This window comes from Streptomyces sp. NBC_01210 (assembly GCF_036010325.1).
Classification (GTDB): Bacteria; Actinomycetota; Actinomycetes; order Streptomycetales; family Streptomycetaceae; genus Streptomyces.
The window spans coordinates 3,227,022-3,248,986 of the sequence record NZ_CP108549.1 but is presented as its reverse complement, the minus strand read 5'-3'; the positions used below and the strand labels follow the sequence as shown (position 1 = coordinate 3,248,986).

Below are 21,965 nucleotides of genomic sequence, written 5' to 3'. Positions count from 1 at the left end.
TGCCGTGGCGTCCTCAATCACGCGCCGCGGCGGCCCACACGCCGGCCAGAGCAGCACGACCGGAGACGCCGACCTTCGCGTAGGCCCGGCCCAGGTGGACTTCGACGGTCTTGGGACTCAGATGCAGCCGGAGGCCGATGTCCCGGTTGGTCAGGCCGTCCGAGAGCAGGTTGACGATCTCGACCTCACGGGCGGTCAAGTCGAACCGCTCGGCGCCGCTTTCGGGCCGGGGGCCGCGCGCGTTCAGGCGCCGCTCCTCGCGCGCGACCTGAGGCAGGAACAGTTGCGCGTCACACCGGGTGAACAACGCGCGGGCGGACACGAGGTGCGCACGGGCCTGGTCGATCGCCCCGCTGCCGCCGAACGCCGTCGCGGCGAGCAAGTGCGCCCGCCCGGCCTCCACGGCCGCCCCGATCCGGCCGAACGTGCCGGCAGCGGCGACAGCGAGCGGTGCGGCTGCCGCCGGATCCGTTGGCAGCGTGGCGATCGCGCGGGCCTGCTGTGCCATGGCGGTGCGCAGCGGAAGCTCGAGCTGGCCGGCCGCGTCCTCCGCTCGGTCGGCCCATGCCGCGGCCGCGGCAACCCGGCCGGCCGCGACCTCCGCCTCCGTGAGCATCAGGTACACCAATGGCCTGGTGCGGAGGCCCACCGCGGGCAGCTCGGTCCCACCGCCACTGGTGAGCAGCAGCTCGATGCAAGCGTGCGGATCACCCGAGTGCAACATCGCCTGCGCCAGCATCGCCTCGGCCTGGCCACTGCGCCAGGAACTCATGGCCGTCGCCTGGTCGTCGACGACGATGGCCTCCTTACCCAGGCGGATCGCCTCGGCCAGGTCGCCGCGCCAGGTGGTGATCCAGCACCCGAAGGTCAACGCCATGACGCGCAGCTCCTCGCTGCCGGTCAGTTCCGCCGACTCCAGGCTGTCGTCGAAGCAGGTCGTCGCCGCCGCCAGCTCGCCGAGGTAGGCATGCACCATGCCGCGGATCGCGGTCAGCAGCGCGATCTTGTGGGACTGCCTGCTCGCGCGAGCCAGTTGCAGGCCACGGCTCATGTGCCGGCTCGCCGCTATGAGCCGGTCGGCGGAGACTTCCGACCAGCTCAGCCAGAACGCCGCATCGATGTCGCGGACCAGGTCGCTGTCGGGCAGCGCGTCCAGGAGTGCGGCCGCCTCGTCCAGCCGGTCCGCCCGCCGGTCGATGAGCGTTGCAGCCGACAACGCCGTCGCCAGCAGCATCGGATCCCCGACTTCCCGCGCGGCGGCGATCGCCTCGGCCACCCGGTCCTGTCCGTGCTCGCGCTCGACACTTTCACCGGCAACGAGCGCGACGAGCAGGACGGCCGCCGAGTGGGCGTCAACACCTTCGACGCGTTTCCACTCGCTGTGCAGCATCGCCCTGGCCTCGGTGTAGCGCCCGAGAATCTGCTCCACCGTCGCACAGGCCCGCGCTGTCTGTGCCCGGATCTGGGTGAGTTCGGCAGGCAGGAGCCGCAGCACCTCGTGCATGGTTTCCCTGGCCTGCCGCAGGTCGCCCGTGGCGCCGAGTGCGTGTGCCAGCCGGCCGAGCAGGATCAGGCGCTGCGGCGTGACCGACTCCGAGTCGGGGAGTAACCGGATGGCCGCCCGCAGGAAGTGCCCGGCGGTCGCCGGCGTGGTGTGCATCGTCGCCTCGGCCGCCTCGGTGAGCGCCGCGACCGCCTCGAGGTCACCGCGGACGGCGGATCGCTCCACGTGCCGGGCGAACTCGGCCGGCGGCGCGCCCCGGCTCCGGAGTGCCGACGCGGCCCGGCCGTGTGCCTGAAGCCGCCAGCCAGGACCGGCGTCCTGGTAGGCGACGCTGCGCACCAGCGGATGCCGGTACCGGAACCGGCCGGTCGCGCCGTCCAGCCGCACCAGGTCACGCTCGGCGAGCCGGTCGAGCGCGGCGAGCACGGACCCGGCGTCCATTGCCGCCGTTTCGGCGAGCGAATCAGCCTCGAAGTCGTCACCCACGACCGCGGCGGCGTGCGCGACGACCCGCTCTTGCGGGGTCAGCGCGGCCAACTCGGCGGCGAGCACCGCGTGGACCGCCAACGGGATCGCCCCGTCGGGGTGGAGCGCCGTATCACCGACGGCGATACCCCGCTCACCGGCCCGCACCAGGGCTTCCAGGTAGAACGGGTTTCCGCCACTGGCCTGATAAAGCTCTTCCCGCCGGGAACGGCCCAGACCTTCCGGCATGACCTGGCCGGCGTCGGCTTGGCTCAGCGGCGCGAGTTCCAGCAGCTCGGCCCCTCCATCGGTCGCGGCGCGGGACAGCGCGTGCCACAGCCGCAGCGACGTCTGCCGGGGCCTGCCCGCCAATGCCAAGACCAGCCGCGCCTGGGGCGGGTGGCGCAAAAGGTGGTCGAGCAGCTCGACCGAACCCTCGTCCGCCCAGTGCAGATCGTCGAAGACGAGCACCAGCCCGGACGGCTCGGCGACCAGCTCCAGCAACGCCCGAACCGCCCGGTGCAGCCGGTACCGCTCCGCGTCGACCAGGTCGGCGGGGCCGGCGGCGGGAATCGCCGGGAACACGGTCGCGAGAAGTGCGAGCTGCTGTTCCCCGAGGGCGGCGAGACGCTCCGGGCCCAGCTCGGCGAGCTGGTCGTCGAGCGCGTTGACGAACACACCGAACGGGATGTGGGACTCGAACTCCGCCGCGCGTGCGCTGCGGACCGTCCATCCTGCTGTGTCCGCGAGCTTCCCCAGCTCCGTCAGCAGCCGGCTCTTGCCGATCCCCGGTTCGCCGGTGACCGCGACGCACCAGGTGCCACCTTCGCCCGCCAGCACCGCGCGCAGGATCGCGACTTCTCGCGCCCGGCCGGGAAATCCGCCGACGGGCTCCCCTCTCACTTCGTCAGTCATGCTGGCGTCGACTCACTTTCCGTCCGCGACCAGGCGATCGTATCGACGCTCACGCGCCCTCGGCAGGCGGGCCACCCGATCACAGGCCGAGTTGCAGCAGCTCGCCGCCAAAGGGCTGCAAGACCTGTACTGGGCGAGTGGTTGGGGCTGGCCGTCGGACCAGGTCCAGCACTATCTCAGCTCGCTGGACAGGGACGGCCGGCCGACGGCATATCTCTTCCGGTGCCGGGTCTGCGCAACCGACCTTGCATACTCCAACATCGCGTAAGTGCCTTTCCCCGAACCGGTGTCGGAGCCGGTGTCAGTGGCGACGTATAGCGTGCGCGGACCAACTGGCACGACGGATGGGGATGTACGGATGCAGTTCCGGATCGAGCGAAGCGCCTTTGTGGAGGCGGTCGCATGGGCGGCCCGGTCGCTGCCCGCGCGTTCGCCGGTGCCCGTGCTGGGCGGCTTGATGCTGGACGCTGGGGAGGGGCGGCTTCACATCTCGGGCTTCGACTACGAGGCGTCCGCGAACATCGAGGTGCCGGCCGAGACCACGGCAGCCGGTCAGGTACTCGTACTGGGTCGCAGATTGCTCGACATCTGCAAGGTGCTGCCCGATGCGATGGTGACGTGCGCATTGGAAGGACCGCGTTTCACGATCGAAGGCGGTGGTACGCGCTTTGGGCTGTCGACACTTCCCACGGACGAGTACCCGCCCCTGCCCGAACTCCCGGCTTTCTGCGGATCGGTGGATGCGGCAGAGTTCGCGGCGGCGGTCGCGCAGGTAGCGATCACCGCGGGCCGTGACGATTCACTTCCGGTACTCACGGGGATCCAGGTCCGGCTGGATGGCGAGTTGATGACGCTCGCCGCCTCGGACCGATACCGGTATGCCGTGCGTGCCGTGCCCTGGAAGCCGGACGGGACAGGTCCGGAGGTTGTGGAGGTGGTGGTTCCGGGCCGCAGACTGACCGAGCTCTCCCGCTCCCTGGCGAAGTCCGGACTGATCCGTATCGGGCTGAACGGCTCGGGCGGCTCGGGTGGGGGCTTGATCGCCTTCGAAGGGGCCGGGATGCGCACGACGCTGCGGTTGCTGGATGGGCGGCTGCCGCGTTATGACAAATTGTTCGCGCTGGAGAGTCCGGCTGTCGCGGTCACGCAACGGGAGGAGCTCGCCGACGCGGTCCGCCGGGTCGCCGTCGTCGCGGAGCCGAACAGCCCGATCAGGCTCGACTTCTCCGCCCGCGGAACCGTTTTCCTCCAGGCAGGCTACGAGGACGACATCGCTTCACAGCAGCTCCCAGCCACCCTGGTCGGCGCCGATGACATGACGGCCGCCTTCAATCCCGCGTATCTGCTGGAGGCGCTCAACTCCTTCAATGCATCCAAGGTGCGCTTCGAACTGCTGGGCCCCGGTCAGCGGGCGCTGCTCAGCGGCGCAGTGGACGTGGACGACACGACGCGCGAAGACCACCGCCACCTGCTCATGTCAGTACGGCAACTGAGTTGATCACGAGGGGGGTGCCGGAGTTCGGTGACTCATCGGCGGTCCACTTTCAGCTCAAGGAGTTCAGCTTCGAGATTTGCGATGCGTTTCTCGGCGACGGCGAACGGAACAGTCGGGGTCCGTGGTGCTCGTGAGGCCGTGCCTCATGCCGGTCCTGGACGACCGCAGCCAGACCGGCTGCGGGGTCTCCACCGCCGGGCAGGTGATCGACCTGGAGCCGGATCGATGTGCCCGTCCGGGCGATTGAGGACACGGCCGAAGGCTGTGCGCCGTCCACGACGGACGGGTTCAAGAGATGCTGGACGCCACGACCGCATCCCGAGGAGCCCTGATGGCCACGACAGACAGCACGGTCTGGCGCGAGCGCGGCACCCCGCTGGTCGCCGGATCCGGCACCGGTCCGCTCCGCGGCGTACGGCTCGCGGTCAAGGACGTCCACGCCGTCGCGGGCCACAAGCAGGGCGCCGGCAACCCCGCCCGCCTCGCCGAGGCCGAGCCACAGCCCTCGCACTCCTGGGCCGTCGCCGCCCTGCTCGACGCCGGCGCCGACATCACCGGCATCGCGCAGACCGACGAATTCGCCTACAGCCTCAATGGCACGAATGCGCACTACGGCACCCCGCCCAACCCGGCCGCACCCGGCCGCGTCCCCGGCGGGTCCTCCAGCGGCCCGGCCGCCGCGGTCGCCCTCGGCGAGGCCGACGCCGGACTTGGCAGCGACACCGCCGGATCGATCCGGGTCCCCTCGTCGTACTGCGGCCTCTACGGCCTGCGGCCCACCCACGGCCTGGTCCCCACCACGGGCATGCTGCCGCTGGCCCCCTCCTTCGACACCGTCGCCTGGCTCGCCCGGGACGCGGACACGCTGGCGCGGCTGGGTGACGTACTCCTGCCTGCGGGGGGCGATGAAGGTCAACGCCCGTTCCGTACGGCCCTGGTGGCAGCAGACCTCCTCGCACTCGCCGACGAGGGGGTACGCGAGGCCTTCGGCCCGGCAGCCGCGGACCTGGCCGAACGGCTCGGCCTGCGGATCGAGGAAGTCCCGTCCCTGGGCGGCGACCCGGGGGAGAGGGCAGCGGCCTTTGCTACGGCCCAGGGCGCGGAGGTATGGGAGTGCGACGGGGCTTGGGTGAGCGCTCACCCGGGCACGCTGGGGCCAGGCGTCGAGGCCCGGTTCGCCCGTGCGGCAGCGGTGACCCCGGAGGAGCGGGCCGCCGCGGAGGCGGTGGTCCACCGGACTGCCCGCGAGCTGCGCGCAGCGCTTCCCGAGGACGCGGTGCTGCTGGTTCCCGCGGCGGGCAGCCCCGCGCCCCTGATCGATGAGGACCCCGAGCGGAAGGCCGCCACCAGGCAGGCGACGTTCCGCCTCACCTGCCTGGCGAGCGGCGCGGGCCTGCCGTGTCTGGTGCTGCCCCGGATGTCGGTGGACGGACTGCCGGTGGGGCTGGCCGTGATCGCAGGCCGGGGGAGTGACCGGGCGCTTCTCGAACTGGCGGGCGTTGCTTAGCTGCTGAACTCACCGTCGGCGGCGGCCGAGACGAACGCGGCGAAGGCGGCGGCCGGGACGGCGAAGGCGGAGCCCTCGGGGTTCTTGGAGTCGCGGACGGCGACGGCGGCGGTGCAGGCGGCGACCTCGACGCAGTCGCCCCCGGTGTCGGAGCTGTACGAGGACTTGCGCCAGGCGGCGTCGCCGAGGGTGACGCACTCGACGCACTCGCCACCGCTGTCGCCGCTGTAGCTCGACTTATGCCACGCCGCGTTCGTCAGGTTCCGGCTCGTGCCCATATCGCTCCTCCATCACGCGGCTGATCAGCGCCGCCGAATCCTCCACGGAGAGGGCTGCGGCCTGCAAGTGAGCGTAACGGAGTGAACCCTCCTTGACCGCTTCGGGGTTGGCGGTCGCGTGACCTGACGTGAAGTCTTCGGTGTAGAGGAGGTCCGGGTCCTGGTCGAAGCGCATCAACGTGAACGAGCCTGTCAGTCCGGTGTGTTCACCGGCCGAGAACGGCAGCACCTGGACATTCACCCGGCGCTGTTCGCGAAGTCCCAACAGGTGGCGGAGTTGATTCCGCATGACCTCTCGGCCACCGATCGGCCGGTGCAGTGCGGCCTCGTCCAGTACCACCCACGTCAGCGGCGGATTCTGCCGCGCCATGATGCGCTGCCGCTCGATTCGCGCAGCGACCAGCTGATCCAGGTTGTCCGGCGACGGCCCCGACAGAACCGCCCGTGCGTACGACTCCGTCTGCAACAGCCCGTACACCACCTGCGCCTGGTACGTAGAGATATACGTCGCCCGCGCCTCCAGCTCCGCGTACGGCTGAAACCAGGACGGCAGTTGGCTCCTCAGCACCAGCCCCACCAGCCGCGACATCGCCCCCTCCGTCCCCAGCGCCGCGTCCACGCGCTCCGAGAACTCCCTGGTCGGGACCTTCCGCGCGGTCTCGATCTGGCCGACCAGCGAGCCGGTGCAGTAGATGATCGAGCCCAACTGCTTCTGGTTGAGGTCTGCCGCCTCCCGTAACCGCCGCAGTTCCGCGCCGTAGTAGTCGAGCGGGGACGCGCTCGGGTCGAGGTCTCGGATGTGCGTCACGACTTCCCCCAACGGTACGCAGGGTTGCTCACAGGTCGTAGCCGAGCGTAACCGGACGACCGCAGGCTTGGTGGCTGAACGAACCAACTTGTCCTGCCCCACCGGGAGTTATCGTGCACCAGATCGATGCCGCGCCATCCGCGACGTACCGTATGGCCTTCACCGTGGGTGAGCATTCAGCGCGTCATCTCCGCGGGATCGTCCGCTCGTACCTGCACCTCTGGCGACTCGAGGAGCTGAGCGACGCGGTCGAGCTGGCGGTCACCGAGCTACTCGCCAATGTGGTGCGGCATGTGCCGGACAGGCGGTGTGCGCTGCTGGTCCTGCGTCAGGCGTCCGGCGTACGGATCGAGGTCACCGACGGCGCGCCGGGGCTTCCGCGGACGTCCGTCCCCGGCGGTGCCCCGGACGGTCTCGCCGAGGGCGGGCGGGGGTTGCTGCTGGTTGAGGCGATGGCCGACCGGTGGGGCGTCGTACCCCTCGAGCGGGGCGGCAAGACGGTGTGGTTCGAGTGCGAGGCGAAGGACCCCGATGGTGACCGGGACTGCCCCGTGGCCGGCCCCTCCGGCGATTGAGGACGCCCTCGGTGGTGGGGACAGCCCCACCACCGATCCGCCAGCCGACGCCATGGCCCCGCCCCACGCGCGATCCGTAGCGTCGAAGCACCGACCAGCACATTCACAGAAGACAGAAGACAGAAGGCGGAGAACACCATGGGCCTGCGACGCAGCAAGCGCCGACACGACAAGGACGTCGCCGCGCCCGCACAGGACAGCCGCGCGGCCGTCGAACTCCACGACGTACGCCGCCAGTACGGCCGCGGGGCCTCTGCCGTCCACGCGCTGCGCGGTATCGACCTCACGCTCGCGCACGGCAGCTTCACCGCCGTGATGGGGCCGTCAGGCTCCGGCAAGTCCACGTTCCTGCAGTGCGCGGCCGGTCTCGACCGACCCACCGCGGGGTTCGTACGCCTCGGCGGCACCGAGATCACCGGCATGAGCGAGAACAAGCTCACCGTGCTGCGCCGCACCCGCCTCGGCTTCGTCTTCCAGGCCTTCAATCTGCTGCCGTCGCTGACGGTCGAGCAGAACGTCCTCCTGCCGCTGCGACTCGCCGGTCACCGCGCCGGCCGCCGCCGGGCCGCCGACGTACTCGGGCAGGTCGGCCTCGCCGACAAGGCCGGGCGCCGTCCCGCGGAGCTCTCCGGCGGCCAGCAGCAGCGGGTCGCGATCGCCCGCGCGCTGGTCGCCCGGCCCGATGTCGTCTTCGCCGACGAGCCGACCGGCGCGCTGGACACCACCACCGCGGCCGAAGTCCTCGCGCTGCTGCGCTCCGCCGTGGACCGCCTCGGCGCGACCGTCGTCATGGTCACCCACGACCCGGCGGCCGCCGCGTACGCCGACCGTGTGCTCTTCCTCGCGGACGGCGCGATCGCGGACAGCCTGCCGCGCGCGAGCGCCGCGCAGATCGCCGCCCGTATGACGTCCCTGACCGCCCCCGCCTTTGCCGGAGCAGCTGCGTAGTGCTCGTGTCCCCGTGTTCGTCCCCGAACGGCCGGGGCGGCCCCTGCGGCAGGCACCCGTACAGTCGTGCCCATGCCATATCTCACGCTCTCCGAGGTCGAGGCGATCGCCCGCGAGGCCCACGCAACCCAGACGGACAAGGCGGACCGCCCGTACGCCGAGCATCTCGCCGCCGTAGCGGAAGGCGTACGTGCCCGGGGCGGGAGCGACGAGCAGATCGCGGCCGGCTGGCTGCACGACTCCGTCGAGGACGACGCGCTGTCCCGGGAGTGGCTGGAGGCCGCCGCGCTGCCGCAGTCGGTCAAGGACATGGTCCTCGCACTCACCAAGCGCAAGGGTGAGGACCTGGAGGACTACACGAGGCGCATTCTGGCCACTCCCGGTGCCCGCCTGGTCAAGGAGGCCGATCTGGCGCACAACGCCGACCCGGCGCGGCTCGCCGTGCTCGACGAGGCGACCCGGACCCGGCTGACCGCCAAGTACGCGAAGGTGCGCGGGCTGCTGGGCCTGTCCTGATTCAGGCGGTACTCAGGCAGCAATCAGACGGATCCGGGTGGATCGGACGGCCTGAACCAGGACAGGCCGGCTCACCGTCGCGGACCGAGCTCCGTCGTGTCCCGCCGGAACGCCCACGCCATCTCCGGCTCGGTCACCCACCGCACCGCCCGCCGCACCGGCGGGGTACACAGCAGCGTCACCACGGCCGCCGCGATGAACGTCAGCAAGATCTCGCCGCTCGGGTCGCTGAGCCAGGTGTACGTCTCGAACACATGTCCGTAGTCCGCAGCCTTGATCAGTAGCCCGTGCAGCAGATAGCCGCAGATGGTGCCGGCGCCCAGCACCGTGAACCAGGTGCTGCGGCGCGGCACCCAGGCCAGGAACCCGGCCGTCAGCAGCACCGCGCATCCGAAGAACGCGAGGGTCATCGCGATCCCCGTCCACCACGGCACACCCAGCTCCTGGGCGCTGCTGGAGCGGTAGAGCCAGCTGAAGTTCATCCGGGGAGCGGCCCAGTACGCGAAGAGGCCCGCCCCGGCGAACAGCGGCAGCGCGAGCAGCCGCACTTCCCGCCGCCGCACCAGCTGGAAGTGCTCGGGCTTCAGGAGCAGCCCGAGCACGAAGAACGGCAGGAACTGCAGCACGCGCTGGAGGTTGAGGTCGGCTCCGATGTTCGGCGTCATCGCGGCGAGCGAGGCGATCGCGAGCGCCACCGGCAGCGGCCAGCGGATCATCCGCCACAGCGGAGTGGTCAGCCGCCAGATGAACAGAGCGGCCAGGAACCAGGTCAGATAGAAGGGGTCGAGCAGACTGATCGGCTGCTCGGGGGCGTGCTGGGCCCACCGTCTGAAGAGGGAGTACACCACTTCGAAGACGATGTACGGCACGGCGATCCCGGTCAGCAGACGTCTGAGCTGGTCGGGCCGGCCGGTGTAACTTCTGGAGAAGTAGCCGGAGATGAGGATGAAGGCCGGCATATGGAAGGTGTAGACGAGCAGGTACAGCGCCCGGGAGGCGCGGCTGCCGTCCATCACCGGCTCCCATGCGTGCGCCACCGCCACGAGCACGATGGCCAGATACTTCGCGTTGTCGAAGTATGCGTCTCGCCTGGTGGACTTCGGGGTGGACTTCTCGCCAGGCGTGTCACGAACAGGCGTGCGTGCCTGCTGCGTCGTAGGGACGGGCTCCGACTCCCGGCCCGGGGGGAGCGGGGCCCTCTGATATCCGTGCGGAGCGTGGAACATCTGAGGCACCTTAGCCTCGTCCATTCGATTTAGTAAAACCCTTCCGCCCGTCTCCCATTCGAATCTGACACGGGCGCCAACCGCACCATATGCCCCAATTAATCCCCGTTAAATGGTGCATTTCGTCACGGGCTTACGACGGGGTGAATTTCCTCACCGCAAGCTGTCGAATTTCGTGTGATCGAGTTGTGGGGGCATGGAAACGATCAGGCCGAATTCCATCCCGTATTTCGCCCTTACGGTCGAGTCGCCCCTTCGCCACGAGGCGTGCACAGGCGGGCGGTTGGCGTGATCCCGTCGTCGATGATTCGTCAGCGGGGAGCATGTATGGGGCTGTTGGTGGCAACATGGTCTTGGCGGGGGTGTGCTGGGCTGCACGCTCCTGGGCCGGCAAGGTGGACCGACCGAGGGTGTGATCAGTTGTGGCCATTTCACTGTCTGTGGTGCTGCTGTTGGCGATCATCCTCGTGGTGCTGATGCGCGGCGGCTCCCTCAAGGCCGGACCCGCCATCGTCGCGGTGCTGTTCGGCTTCTTCCTCGCCTCGACGGGTATGGCGCCGTCGATCAATAAATTCCTCGACTCGCTGGCCCAGACGATCAACAACATCAACTTCTGACCTGAGCCGGCCCGAGTCGGCCGACTGCTCGCGCGCGTCGGCGACGTCTCAGGGAATCGGCGAAAACGCCTCAGGCCCGGCTCGATGGTCAACCATCGAGCCGGGCCTGAGGCCTTCGAGAGCGGGCGACGGGAATCGAACCCGCGTAGCTAGTTTGGAAGACTAGGGCTCTACCATTGAGCTACGCCCGCAAGCATCGCACCGCAGGTCACGAGGGCCGCGGTTACGAAGAGCATCGTAGCGGGTCCGGGGCCGGTGCCGCACACCCCATTCCGCCCCGCAATCCCTGCCGGACAATGCGGCAGCCGCACAGCCTGCGGGCATGTACCCTACGTGTCGCACCGACGGGGTGTGGCGCAGCTTGGTAGCGCGTCCGCTTTGGGAGCGGAAGGTCGTCGGTTCGAATCCGGCCACCCCGACCATCACCACGATCGTCTTCAAGATCGCATTGTGGGGCTCATCCTGCTTGCGGCTACTATGCAAGCTGCGTGCCCGTGTGTCTGACGAGACCGACGAAAGCCGGCGAGTCCGACGAGAAGCAGGGCCGATCCGCTGAGCCGCCTCCAGTGCGGCGGACGCAGCAGAACCCCAGAATCCACCAAGGAGACCGAACCGTGAAGAGCGCCGTGGAGACCCTGAACCCGACTCGGGTTCGGCTCACTGTCGAGGTGCCCTTCGAGGAGCTCAAGGACAGCCTCGACGCGGCGTACAAGAAGATCAACCAGCAGGTCACGGTCAAGGGCTTCCGTAAGGGCAAGATCCCGGCCCGAGTGATCGACCAGCGGTTCGGCCGTGGTGCGGTGCTGGAGGAGGCTGTCAACGACGCCCTCCCGAAGTTCTACACCGAGGCGGTCAACGAGGCCTCGCTGAACCCGCTCGGCCAGCCCGAGGTCGACATCACGGAGCTGAAGGACGGCGAGACGCTGGCCTTCACCGCCGAGGTCGACATCCGCCCGGTCATCGAGATCCCGGACTACTCCGGCATCGAGGTCACCGTCGACGCGGTCGAGGTCAGCGACGAGGACGTCGACAAGGCCGTCGAGGAGCTGCGCGGCCGCTTCGCCTCCACCAACCCGGTCGAGCGCGCCGCCGCCGACGGTGACGTCGTGACGATCGACCTCGAGGCCAAGGTCGACGGCGAGGTCCTCGAGGACGGCGTCGCCAGCGGCGTCCAGTACACGATCGGCTCCGGCGAGCTGCTCGACGGCATCGACGAGGCCGTCACCGGCCTGGAGGCCGAAGGCGAGACCACCTTTACCTCCGAGCTCAAGGGCGGCAGCGCCGAGGGCAAGGAGGCCGAGGTCACCGTCAAGGTCACCGCCGTCACCGCCCGCGAGCTCCCCGAGCTCGACGACGACTTCGCGCAGATGGCCAGCGAGTTCGACACCCTCGAGGAGCTGCGTGCGGACAGCCGCAAGCGCCTCGAGAACATGAAGCAGTACGACCAGGCCACTCAGGCCCAGGAGCGCGTCCTGGACGAGCTGCTGAAGCTGGCCGAGGTCCCGATCCCCGAGAAGCTCCTCGAGGACGAGGTCAAGACCCGCAAGCACAACCTCGAGCACCACCAGCTCGGTCAGATGGGCATCGACCTCGCCAAGTACCTGGAGATCCAGGGCAAGACCGAGGAAGAGTTCGACGCCGAGACGTCCGAGCAGGCGATCAAGGGCATCAAGACCCAGTTCATCCTCGACGAGCTGGTCAACAAGGAGAAGCTGAACGTCAACCAGGAGGAGCTCACCGAGCACCTCATGCGGCGTGCCGCCTCCTCCGGCATGAGCCCCGACCAGTTCGCCCAGGCCGTCGTCGAAGGCGGCCAGGTGCCGATGCTCGTCGGCGAGGTCGCCCGCGGCAAGGCGCTCGCCGTGGTCGTCGAGGCCGCCAAGGTCGTCGACACCAACGGTGAGCTCGTCGACCTCGAGGACGACGAGGACGAGACCGAGACTGCCGCCGAGACCGTCGAGGCCGTCGTCGAAGGTGACACCGACGGTGACGACGAAGGCGACGCGGCCGCGGAGAAGACCGAGGCCTGAGCCTCGCGCTGAGCCCTACGACGGGCCCCGGACGCACCATGCGCCCGGGGCCCGTCGTCGTACATACGGACCCCTGTCACCTTGCGCTCCGAGCGAACAGTTCGGGAAGCGGGATGGCGCCCGCCTACCAGCGCGTTAGGGTCCATGAATACGAGGGCAGGGGAGTCCCCGCCCCCAGTACGAAGACGCTGAGACGGCCGGAGCCGTCAGAGACGAGCAGGTGGATACGTGACGAATCTGATGCCTAACGCCGCGGGTGAGCCGTCCATCGGTGGTGGCCTCGGCGACCATGTCTACAACCGGCTGCTCGGCGAGCGCATCATCTTCCTCGGCCAGCAGGTCGACGACGACATCGCCAACAAGATCACGGCGCAGATGCTGCTCCTTGCCGCCGAACCGGACAAGGACATCTACCTCTACATCAACAGCCCCGGTGGCTCGGTGACGGCCGGCATGGCGATCTACGACACCATGCAGTACATCCCGAACGACGTGGTCACCATCGGTATGGGCATGGCCGCCTCGATGGGCCAGTTCCTGCTGACCGGCGGCACCGCGGGCAAGCGCTTCGCGCTCCCCAACACAGACATCCTCATGCACCAGGGATCGGCCGGCCTCGGCGGTACCGCCTCGGACATCAAGATCCAGGCCGAGTACCTGCTCCGTACGAAGAAGCGCATGGCGGAGATCACCGCTCAGCACTCCGGTCAGACCGTCGAGACGATCATCCGCGACGGTGACCGCGACCGCTGGTACACCGCTGACGAGGCCAAGGCATACGGCCTTATCGACGACATCATGGCCTCCGCATCGGGCGTTCCGGGCGGCGGCGGCACCGGCGCCTGAGCCTTTGCGCCAGGCAGTCAGCGCCCCCAGTCTCCCCAGCCCGCAGAACGCCACCAGGATGGTGAACACCGACATGAGCAACTTCTCCGGCGCCTCCGCCAGCGGCCTCTACACCGGCCCGCAGGTGGACAACCGCTACGTCGTCCCGCGCTTCGTGGAGCGCACCTCGCAGGGCGTGCGCGAGTACGACCCGTATGCCAAGCTCTTCGAGGAGCGCGTGATCTTCCTCGGCGTGCAGATCGACGACGCCTCCGCCAACGACGTCATGGCGCAGCTGCTGTGCCTGGAGTCGATGGACCCGGACCGCGACATCTCGATCTACATCAACAGCCCCGGTGGCTCCTTCACCGCGCTGACCGCCATCTACGACACGATGCAGTTCGTGAAGCCGGACATCCAGACGGTCTGCATGGGCCAGGCGGCCTCCGCCGCGGCCGTGCTGCTCGCCGCCGGTACCCCCGGCAAGCGGATGGCCCTGCCGAACGCGCGCGTACTGATCCACCAGCCGTCCTCGCAGACCGGCCGCGAGCAGCTCTCCGACCTGGAGATCGCGGCCAACGAGATCCTGCGGATGCGGACGCAGCTCGAGGAGATGCTGGCCAAGCACTCCACCACGCCGATCGAGAAGATCCGCGACGACATCGAGCGCGACAAGATCCTGACCGCCGAGGACGCGCTCGCGTACGGCCTCGTCGACCAGATCGTCTCGACCCGCAAGAGCACGGCCGCAGCGGCCGCCTGACCGCTCCGGCGCCCTTGGCGCGGTGCACGACAATGTGAACCGCGCCAAGGGGGGCCCGAACGGGGGGCCAGGCAAGGTACCGTCGGATATGAGGCACCAGGAGCCGGCTGAACCAAGCTGCTCCCAGGCGAAGGGGAAGCACCTCGTGGCACGCATCGGTGATGGCGGCGACCTGCTCAAGTGCTCGTTCTGCGGAAAGAGCCAGAAGCAGGTGAAGAAGCTCATCGCAGGCCCCGGTGTGTACATCTGCGACGAGTGCATCGACCTCTGCAATGAGATCATCGAGGAGGAGCTCGCCGAGACCTCCGAGGTGCGGTGGGAGGAACTTCCCAAGCCGCGCGAGATCTACGAGTTCCTCGAGGGGTACGTCGTCGGGCAGGAGCCCGCGAAGAAGGCCCTCTCGGTAGCGGTCTACAACCACTACAAGCGCGTCCAGGCCGGTGAGAACGGCGGCGCGCAGGGCCGGGACGACGCGATCGAACTGGCCAAGTCCAACATCCTCCTGCTGGGACCCACGGGCTCCGGCAAGACGCTGCTGGCCCAGACGCTCGCGCGCATGCTGAACGTCCCGTTCGCCATCGCCGACGCGACGGCGCTGACGGAGGCCGGCTATGTCGGCGAGGACGTCGAGAACATCCTGCTGAAGCTGATCCAGGCGGCCGACTACGACGTCAAGAAGGCCGAGACCGGGATCATCTACATCGACGAGATCGACAAGGTCGCCCGCAAGAGCGAGAACCCGTCGATCACCCGCGATGTCTCGGGCGAGGGCGTCCAGCAGGCGCTGCTGAAGATCCTGGAGGGCACGACGGCCTCCGTTCCGCCGCAGGGCGGCCGGAAGCATCCGCACCAGGAGTTCATCCAGATCGACACGACGAACGTGCTCTTCATCGTGGGCGGCGCCTTCGCCGGCCTGGAGAAGATCATCGAGTCGCGTGCGGGCGCGAAGGGCATCGGCTTCGGCGCGACGATCCGCTCGAAGCGCGAGATCGAGGCGAGCGACCAGTTCCAGGAGGTCATGCCGGAGGACCTGGTGAAGTTCGGGATGATCCCGGAGTTCATCGGCCGCCTGCCCGTCCTGACCTCGGTCCACAACCTGGACCGCGAGGCACTGCTCCAGATCCTGGTGGAGCCGCGCAACGCGCTGGTGAAGCAGTACCAGCGGCTGTTCGAACTGGACGGCGTGGAGCTGGACTTCGAGCGCGGCGCGCTCGAGGCCATCGCGGACCAGGCGATCCTGCGCCAGACGGGCGCGCGTGGTCTGCGGGCCATCATGGAGGAAGTCCTGATGTCGGTGATGTACGAGGTCCCGTCCCGCAAGGATGTGGCCCGGGTCGTCATCACGGAGGACGTGGTCCACAACAACGTGAACCCGACGCTGGTGCCGCGGGAGCCGCGGATCGTGAAGAACGACGGGCGCCACGAGAAGTCCGCGTAGCGGTTACGTACTTACGCCGAAGGGGCGCCCGGCCAGCTGAACTGGCCGGGCGCCCCTTCGCGTTGCTGCATTCCGGAGCTGTCGATGTCTACCCGTGACTCAGGCCGGCCGGAACGTGATCTCTGCGAAAGTCAGGCCAGCCAGCAGGCCTGATACGCGATGGGCATCGGAACCTTCCTGGCGGTGAGCCCGCTAATGCACTTACCACTGGGGATCCGGGCTGGAAAGGAAGCGGGGTGGCGGCACGCAGCCCGGGTGTGTGAACCGATCGGGAAACCGTGATCCTCCACGTATATCGCACAGTCGTATTCGGTCGCCGAGGCCGGTGCTGCCGTCACCAGGGGGACTGCACCTGCTGCAGCAGTCAGAGCCGCCACCACAAGAAGCCGCTTGGTCTTTGAGTACACCTTGGGAACCCTCCGTTTGCTGATCTTTGGTCAAAAGCACTGGTCGAGATCGAGTGGATCATGTGTCGTCCGGGGGATTCCAGTGGATAGTGGCTTGATGGCTTGATCATGACGTGCCCTCTCCAGGTGGGGCAGCGGCGCTGTGAGTGTGCGATCTCATCATCTGCAGCGATACGGCGAAGGGACGCCCCGCCAGTCAACTGGCCGGGCGCCCCTTCGTGTTGAGCCTCGAACGATCAGACCTTGGTACGGGAGCTCTTGTAGAGCTTGGCCGCGAGTTCGGCGACCTGGTCCTGGGACATGCCCTTGCCTGTGGTCATCAACTGGGCCAGATCGACCGCGCTCACCTGCGCGAGGGTGCTGTAGTCGGCCCAAACGCAGATGGTGCTCTCGAACTCCTTGGGGCCGGTGGCAGCCGAGCCGGAGGAGGCGGGCTTCGACTTGATGGTCTGGCACTTCATCAGTGCGCCATCGAAGCCGGACGGAGTCACGCTGGCGGGGCTGCCGACGAGTTCGATCTGGTTCTTGTCGTCCTCCTCCGCGTCGGCCTTCTTGATGCCTGCAAAGTAGCCGTCGACTGCCTTCTCGGGGTCGGTGACGTCGCCCCACAGCCCGCTGATGCTCAGGGACTTGCCCTTCAGCGGTTCCGACGTGGAGCCGGCCTTGTACTTCGCCTCAACCTGCGTCGGGTTCTTGATGCCGTAGCCTTCGGCCTCCTTCTTGTCCTTGTCGGACATGGCCTTCGACTGGTCGCCGCCCTGCTTCTGGTAGTCGTCGATCGACGCCGCCGGGGTGAGCTTGTACCCCTTCGTGTCGGCCGAGACGTCGCTGTTGCCGCTGCCCCCCAGCAACAGATACGCGCCGCCGCCGATCACCGCGAGCGCCACCACCGAGGCCACCACTATCAGGCCCGTCTTCTTCTTCGGCGCGGCCGGCGGGGGCGGCACCTGGCCGCCGGCGTACTGGGGCTGCTGGCCGTGCGGGCCCGGCTGCTGGGGCTGGCCCCACTGGCCCTGCTGCGGCGGAACGCCCTGTGGGGCCTGCTGCGGGTATCCGTAGCCGGGCTGCTGAGGCTGCTGCTGCGGGTACCCGTAGCCGGGCTGCGGGGCCTGCGGCGGCTGCTGGCCGTAAGGACCCGGCTGACCGTACGGTCCGGGCTGCTGAGGCTGGCCGCCGTACGGGCCCGGCTGGTTGTAGCTCATTACTGCGTTCCCCTCCAGATACTTATGTCCTTCGAACATCCTGGCCCAACGGCCAACGGCATGGCGCGGCAGGGGTCACACCGTTACGGAACATTCCCGTTTCAGTACGGCCCCGTGACACCTCTAAACTGAGCCCGTGACCGAGAACGCTCAGCAGCAGCCAGCCAGCAACCCCGAACTGCCGACCCAGTACGCGCCGGCCGAGGTAGAGGGGAAGCTGTACGAGCGCTGGGTAGAGCGCGGTTACTTCGCGGCCGACCCCAAGAGTGAGAAGCCGCCGTACACCATCGTCATCCCCCCGCCGAACGTCACGGGCTCCCTGCACCTGGGCCATGCCTTCGAGCACACGCTGATCGACGCCCTGACCCGCCGCAAGCGGATGCAGGGGTACGAGACGCTGTGGCAGCCCGGCATGGACCACGCCGGTATCGCCACCCAGAACGTCGTCGAGCGCGAGTTGGCGAAGGAAGGCAAGTCCCGCCACGACCTCGGCCGCGAGGCGTTCGTCGAGCGCGTCTGGCAGTGGAAGGCGGAGTCCGGAGGACAGATCTCCGGTCAGATGCGCCGCCTCGGCGACGGCGTCGACTGGAGCCGCGAGCGCTTCACCATGGACGAGGGTCTCTCCCAGGCTGTCCAGACGATCTTCAAGAAGCTCTACGACGACGAGCTGATCTACCGCGCCGAGCGCATCATCAACTGGTGCCCGCGATGCCTGACGGCCATTTCGGATATCGAGGTGGAGTACCAGGACGACGAGGGCGAACTGGTCTCGATCCGCTACGGAGAGGGCGACGCGTCGATCGTTGTCGCGACGACCCGCGCCGAGACGATGCTCGGTGACACCGCGGTCGCGGTCCACCCCGATGACGAGCGCTACGCCCACCTCGTCGGCACGGAGATCGAGCTGCCGCTCACCGGCCGCCGGATCCCCGTCGTGGCCGACACACACGTCGACCCCGAGTTCGGCACGGGCGCCGTCAAGGTGACGCCCGCCCACGACCCGAACGACTTCGAGATCGGGCAGCGGCACGGCCTGGCCAACCTCGCGATCATGGACGAGCACGCGGTCATCACCGCGCACGGCCCGTTCCAGGGTCTTGACCGGCTCGAGGCCCGTTCCACGATCGTCGGCGCGCTGCGCGCCGAGGGCCGGATCGTGGCCGAGAAGCGCCCGTACACGCACTCCGTCGGCCACTGCTCGCGCTGCAAGACGACGATCGAGCCGCGGCTGTCCATGCAGTGGTGGGTCAAGGTCGGCCCGCTCGCCCAGGCCGCGGGCGACGCGGTCCGCGACGGCCGGGTGAACATCCACCCGAAGGAGATGGAGTCCCGGTACTTCGGCTGGGTCGACAACCTGCACGACTGGTGCATCTCGCGCCAGCTGTGGTGGGGTCACCGCATCCCTGTCTGGTACGGGCCGAACGGTGAGGTCGTCTGCGTCGGACCGGACGAGCAGCCGCCGACGGGCGAGGGCTGGACCCAGGACACCGATGTTCTGGACACCTGGTTCTCCTCGGGCCTGTGGCCCTTCTCCACCCTCGGCTGGCCCGAACGGACCGAGAGCCTCGAGAAGTTCTATCCGAACTCCGTCCTGGTCACCGGGTACGACATCCTCTTCTTCTGGGTCGCCCGGATGATGATGTTCGGCCTGTACGCGATGGACGGCACCCCGCCGTTCCACACCATCGCCCTGCACGGCATGGTCCGGGACCAGTTCGGCAAGAAGATGTCGAAGTCCTTCGGCAACGCGGTCAACCCGCTGGACTGGATGGACACTTACGGCTCCGACGCCGTGCGGTTCACGCTGGCCCGTGGCGCCAACCCGGGGGTGGACGTCCCGATCGGCGAGGACTGGGTCCAGGCCTCCCGCAACTTCGCCAACAAGATCTGGAACGCGACCCGTTTCGCGCTGATGAACGGCGCGACGGTGGAAGGCGAACTGCCGCCCACCGAGCAGCTGTCGGCGGCCGACCGGTGGATCCTCTCCCGGCTCAACGCGACGGTGGCCGAGGTCGACGCGTACTACGAGGACTACCAGTTCTCGAAGTTGTCCGATGCCCTCTACCACTTCGCGTGGGACGAGGTCTTCGACTGGTACGTCGAGCTGTCCAAGACCACCTACTTCGCGGGCGGCGAGCAGGCGCGTGTCTCCGGCCGCGTCCTCGGCGAGGTCCTCGACGTCACGCTGCGGCTGCTGCACCCCATCGTCCCCTTCGTCACCGAGACGCTGTGGACCACGCTCACCGGCAAGGAGTCCGTCGTCATCGCCGACTGGCCCGGCGACAGCGGCTTCCGGGACGCGGCGGCCGAGCGGGAGATCGAGCTGGTCCAGCGGGTCGTCACCGAGGTCCGCCGGTTCCGTTCCGACCAGGGGCTGCAGCCCGGCCAGAAGGTCCCGGCCCGGCTCACCCTCGACGGCACCGCGCTGGCGCCGCACGAGGCCGCGATCCGGCAGCTGCTGCGGCTGCAGCCCGAGGGCGAGGGCTTCAGCGCCACGGCGACCCTCCCGGTCGCTGGGGCCACGGTCGCGCTGGACCTGTCCGGCACGATCGATGTGGGCGCGGAGCGCAAGCGGCTGGCGAAGGACCTGGCCGCGGCCGAGAAGGAGAAGGCGCAGGCACAGGCGAAGCTCGGCAACGAGGCGTTCCTCGCCAAGGCGCCGGACAACGTGGTCGACAAGATCCGTACGCGCCTGGCCAAGGCCGAGGAGGACATCGCTCGGATCACCGCGCAGCTGAACAGCCTGCCGGAGGCGTAGCGGCACGCGGGACACGTACGCGGGACACGTACGAGAGGCCCCGGGGTTTCCCCGGGGCCTCTCGCGTGGGGCGGGGGATCCCCCGGGGCCTCTCGCGTCGGGCGGGGTTCCCCCCGGGGCTCTCGCGTGGGCGGCACGCTGCCGAGGACAGGGCGCGGATGTCCTGTCACTCCGCCTCCGTAGACTGGTCCTGTGAGTGAGCAGCCGGACCCTTTCGAAGAGATCGTCGACGCCGAGACCAATCGTGACCCCGACCTGGCGGTGATCGAGGCCGGCAGCCGTACCCTGCGCGCGCAGGCCGGTTCTCCCCAGGGTGACCTCGTGCCCGCCCGGCCCGCAGACCCGGAGGTGGACAAGGCGCTGCGCGCGGTGGAGCAGGAGCTCGCCGGGCGCTGGGGCGAGACCAAGCTGGAGCCCTCGGTCGCCAGGATCGCGGCGCTGATGGATGTGCTGGGCGAGCCCCAGCGCGCGTACCCCTCGATCCACATCACCGGTACGAACGGCAAGACCTCCACGGCCCGCATGATCGAGGCCCTGCTTGGCGCCTTCGATCTGCGCACCGGCCGCTACACCTCGCCGCACGTCCAGTCGATCACCGAGCGGATCAGCCTGGATGGCGCCCCGATCGAGGCCGAGCGCTTCATCGAGACGTACAACGACATCAAGCCGTATATCGAGATGGTCGACTCCACGCAGGAGTTCCGGCTCTCCTTCTTCGAGGTGCTGACCGGCATGGCGTACGCCGCCTTCGCCGACGCGCCCGTGGATGTCGCGGTCGTCGAGGTCGGCATGGGTGGCAGCTGGGACGCGACGAACGTCATCGACGGGTCCGTCGCCGTCGTCACCCCCATAGACCTGGACCACACCGACCGGCTCGGCACCACGCCCGCCGAGATTGCCGCCGAGAAGGCCGGTGTCATCAAGGAGGGCGCGACGGTCATCCTGGCGCAGCAGCCGGTGGACGCCGCGCAGGTGATGCTGAAGAAGGCCGTCGAGGTCGACGCCACGGTCGCCCGGGAGGGCATGGAGTTCGGCGTCGTCTCCCGCGAAGTCGCGGTCGGCGGCCAGCAGGTGACGCTGCGCGGGCTCGGCGGTGAGTACGAGGAGATCTTCCTCCCGCTGTACGGGGCGCACCAGGCGCACAACGCCGCGGTGGCGCTCGCCGCGGTCGAGGCGTTCTTCGGCGTCGGCGCCGAGCGGGCCCGCACGCTGGACATGGACACCATCCGCAGGGCGTTCGCCTCGGTGGCCTCGCCCGGCCGCCTCGAGGTCGTGCGCCGCAGCCCGACGGTCGTCCTGGACGCCGCGCACAACCCGGCCGGTGCCCGCGCGAGCGCCGACGGCATCACCGAGTCGTTCGGCTTCTCGCGGCTGATCGGTGTGGTCGGCGCGAGCGGGGACAAGGACGTCCGAGGGCTCCTCGAGGCCTTCGAGCCGATTTTCGCCGAGGTCGTCGTCACACAGAACTCGAGCCATCGGTCGATGGACGTCGACGAGTTGGCGGCGGTCGCCGTGGAGGTCTTCGGCGACGAGCGGGTGGTCGTCGAGCCGCGTCTCGACGACGCGCTGGAGGCGGCGATCACGCTCGCCGAGGAGGAGTCCGAGTTCGCCGGCGCCGGCGTCCTGGTGACGGGCTCCGTGATCACGGTCGGCGAGGCCCGGCTGCTCCTGGGAAGGGCCTGACAACT

Annotated in this window: 18 protein-coding genes and 2 tRNA genes; 14 read left to right on the top strand and 6 right to left on the bottom strand. The window is 68.9% G+C overall.

Annotated elements, in window-relative coordinates:
- Positions 1-13: 13 nt before the first annotated feature.
- Positions 14-2,884 carry an ATP-binding protein gene (locus OG735_RS14660; protein ID WP_327323616.1) on the bottom strand — a complete coding sequence of 957 codons (2,871 nt, stop codon included), beginning with the start codon at positions 2,882-2,884 and terminating at the stop codon, positions 14-16.
- Here OG735_RS14660 and OG735_RS14655 point away from each other — a divergent pair.
- The 3 genes from OG735_RS14655 to OG735_RS14645 all read left to right on the top strand — a co-directional run bounded on the left by OG735_RS14655 (position 2,883) and on the right by OG735_RS14645 (position 5,886).
- Entirely contained in the window at positions 2,883-3,152 is a 270-nt protein-coding gene (locus OG735_RS14655) for a CbrC family protein (RefSeq protein ID WP_327323615.1), read from the top strand. The genes OG735_RS14660 and OG735_RS14655 overlap by 2 nt on opposite strands.
- Before the next feature lie 90 nt (positions 3,153-3,242).
- On the top strand, positions 3,243-4,382 hold the full coding sequence (gene dnaN / locus OG735_RS14650; RefSeq protein ID WP_327323614.1) for a DNA polymerase III subunit beta: 1,140 nt from the start codon (positions 3,243-3,245) through the stop codon (positions 4,380-4,382).
- 328 nt (positions 4,383-4,710) lie between these two features.
- Positions 4,711-5,886: an amidase gene (locus OG735_RS14645; protein ID WP_327323613.1), complete on the top strand. Its 1,176-nt coding sequence runs from the start codon at positions 4,711-4,713 to the stop codon at positions 5,884-5,886.
- Here OG735_RS14645 and OG735_RS14640 read toward each other — a convergent pair.
- Positions 5,883-6,164 (bottom strand): DUF397 domain-containing protein, encoded by a 282-nt coding sequence (locus OG735_RS14640; protein ID WP_327323612.1) that lies wholly within the window; start codon positions 6,162-6,164, stop codon positions 5,883-5,885. The two genes, OG735_RS14645 and OG735_RS14640, sit on opposite strands and share 4 nt — an antisense overlap.
- Positions 6,124-6,972, bottom strand: coding sequence for a helix-turn-helix domain-containing protein (locus OG735_RS14635; protein ID WP_327323611.1), 849 nt, complete (start codon positions 6,970-6,972; stop codon positions 6,124-6,126). The genes OG735_RS14640 and OG735_RS14635 overlap by 41 nt, the downstream gene beginning before the upstream one ends.
- A gap of 152 nt (positions 6,973-7,124) precedes the next feature.
- Here OG735_RS14635 and OG735_RS14630 point away from each other — a divergent pair, with 152 nt between their 5' ends.
- The 3 genes from OG735_RS14630 to OG735_RS14620 all read left to right on the top strand — a co-directional run bounded on the left by OG735_RS14630 (position 7,125) and on the right by OG735_RS14620 (position 9,011).
- Positions 7,125-7,547, top strand: a complete 423-nt coding sequence (locus OG735_RS14630; RefSeq protein WP_327328314.1) for an ATP-binding protein — start codon at positions 7,125-7,127, stop codon at positions 7,545-7,547.
- A gap of 138 nt (positions 7,548-7,685) precedes the next feature.
- Positions 7,686-8,495: an ABC transporter ATP-binding protein gene (locus OG735_RS14625; RefSeq protein WP_327323610.1), complete on the top strand. Its 810-nt coding sequence runs from the start codon at positions 7,686-7,688 to the stop codon at positions 8,493-8,495.
- Between the two features lie 72 nt (positions 8,496-8,567).
- Entirely contained in the window at positions 8,568-9,011 is a 444-nt protein-coding gene (locus OG735_RS14620; protein ID WP_442812427.1) for an HD domain-containing protein, read from the top strand.
- Positions 9,012-9,082: 71 nt separating this feature from the next.
- Here OG735_RS14620 and OG735_RS14615 read toward each other — a convergent pair whose 3' ends face one another.
- Positions 9,083-10,237: an acyltransferase family protein gene (locus OG735_RS14615; RefSeq protein WP_327323608.1), complete on the bottom strand. Its 1,155-nt coding sequence runs from the start codon at positions 10,235-10,237 to the stop codon at positions 9,083-9,085.
- Between the two features lie 422 nt (positions 10,238-10,659).
- On the opposite strand from OG735_RS14615, the gene OG735_RS14610 reads away from it, so the two are divergent.
- Entirely contained in the window at positions 10,660-10,854 is a 195-nt protein-coding gene (locus OG735_RS14610; protein ID WP_327323607.1) for a hypothetical protein, read from the top strand.
- 120 nt (positions 10,855-10,974) lie between these two features.
- On the opposite strand, the gene OG735_RS14605 is transcribed toward OG735_RS14610, so the two are convergent.
- Positions 10,975-11,045 (bottom strand) — tRNA-Gly (locus OG735_RS14605).
- 154 nt (positions 11,046-11,199) lie between these two features.
- Here OG735_RS14605 and OG735_RS14600 point away from each other — a divergent pair.
- The 5 genes from OG735_RS14600 (at position 11,200) to clpX (ending at position 15,910) form a co-directional block, all read left to right on the top strand.
- A tRNA-Pro gene (locus tag OG735_RS14600) sits at positions 11,200-11,276 on the top strand.
- Between the two features lie 192 nt (positions 11,277-11,468).
- Complete coding sequence (tig, locus tag OG735_RS14595) at positions 11,469-12,884, top strand: trigger factor (RefSeq protein WP_327323606.1); 1,416 nt, start codon at positions 11,469-11,471, stop codon at positions 12,882-12,884.
- Between the two features lie 240 nt (positions 12,885-13,124).
- Entirely contained in the window at positions 13,125-13,730 is a 606-nt protein-coding gene (locus OG735_RS14590) for an ATP-dependent Clp protease proteolytic subunit (RefSeq protein WP_327328313.1), read from the top strand.
- 58 nt (positions 13,731-13,788) lie between these two features.
- The gene (locus OG735_RS14585) at positions 13,789-14,472 is read left to right on the top strand and encodes an ATP-dependent Clp protease proteolytic subunit (RefSeq protein WP_327323605.1); all 684 of its coding nucleotides are present in this window, start codon (positions 13,789-13,791) and stop codon (positions 14,470-14,472) included.
- A 145-nt stretch (positions 14,473-14,617) separates the two neighbouring features.
- Entirely contained in the window at positions 14,618-15,910 is a 1,293-nt protein-coding gene (clpX, locus tag OG735_RS14580) for an ATP-dependent Clp protease ATP-binding subunit ClpX (protein ID WP_327323604.1), read from the top strand.
- A gap of 643 nt (positions 15,911-16,553) precedes the next feature.
- Here clpX and OG735_RS14575 read toward each other — a convergent pair.
- Positions 16,554-17,519 carry a hypothetical protein gene (locus tag OG735_RS14575; protein ID WP_327323603.1) on the bottom strand — a complete coding sequence of 322 codons (966 nt, stop codon included), beginning with the start codon at positions 17,517-17,519 and terminating at the stop codon, positions 16,554-16,556.
- A 136-nt stretch (positions 17,520-17,655) separates the two neighbouring features.
- Here OG735_RS14575 and OG735_RS14570 point away from each other — a divergent pair, with 136 nt between their 5' ends.
- Both OG735_RS14570 and folC read left to right on the top strand, forming a co-directional pair.
- Complete coding sequence (locus OG735_RS14570; protein WP_327323602.1) at positions 17,656-20,277, top strand: valine--tRNA ligase; 2,622 nt, start codon at positions 17,656-17,658, stop codon at positions 20,275-20,277.
- A gap of 192 nt (positions 20,278-20,469) precedes the next feature.
- On the top strand, positions 20,470-21,960 hold the full coding sequence (folC, locus tag OG735_RS14565) for a bifunctional tetrahydrofolate synthase/dihydrofolate synthase (protein WP_327323601.1): 1,491 nt from the start codon (positions 20,470-20,472) through the stop codon (positions 21,958-21,960).
- Positions 21,961-21,965: the final 5 nt, after the last annotated feature.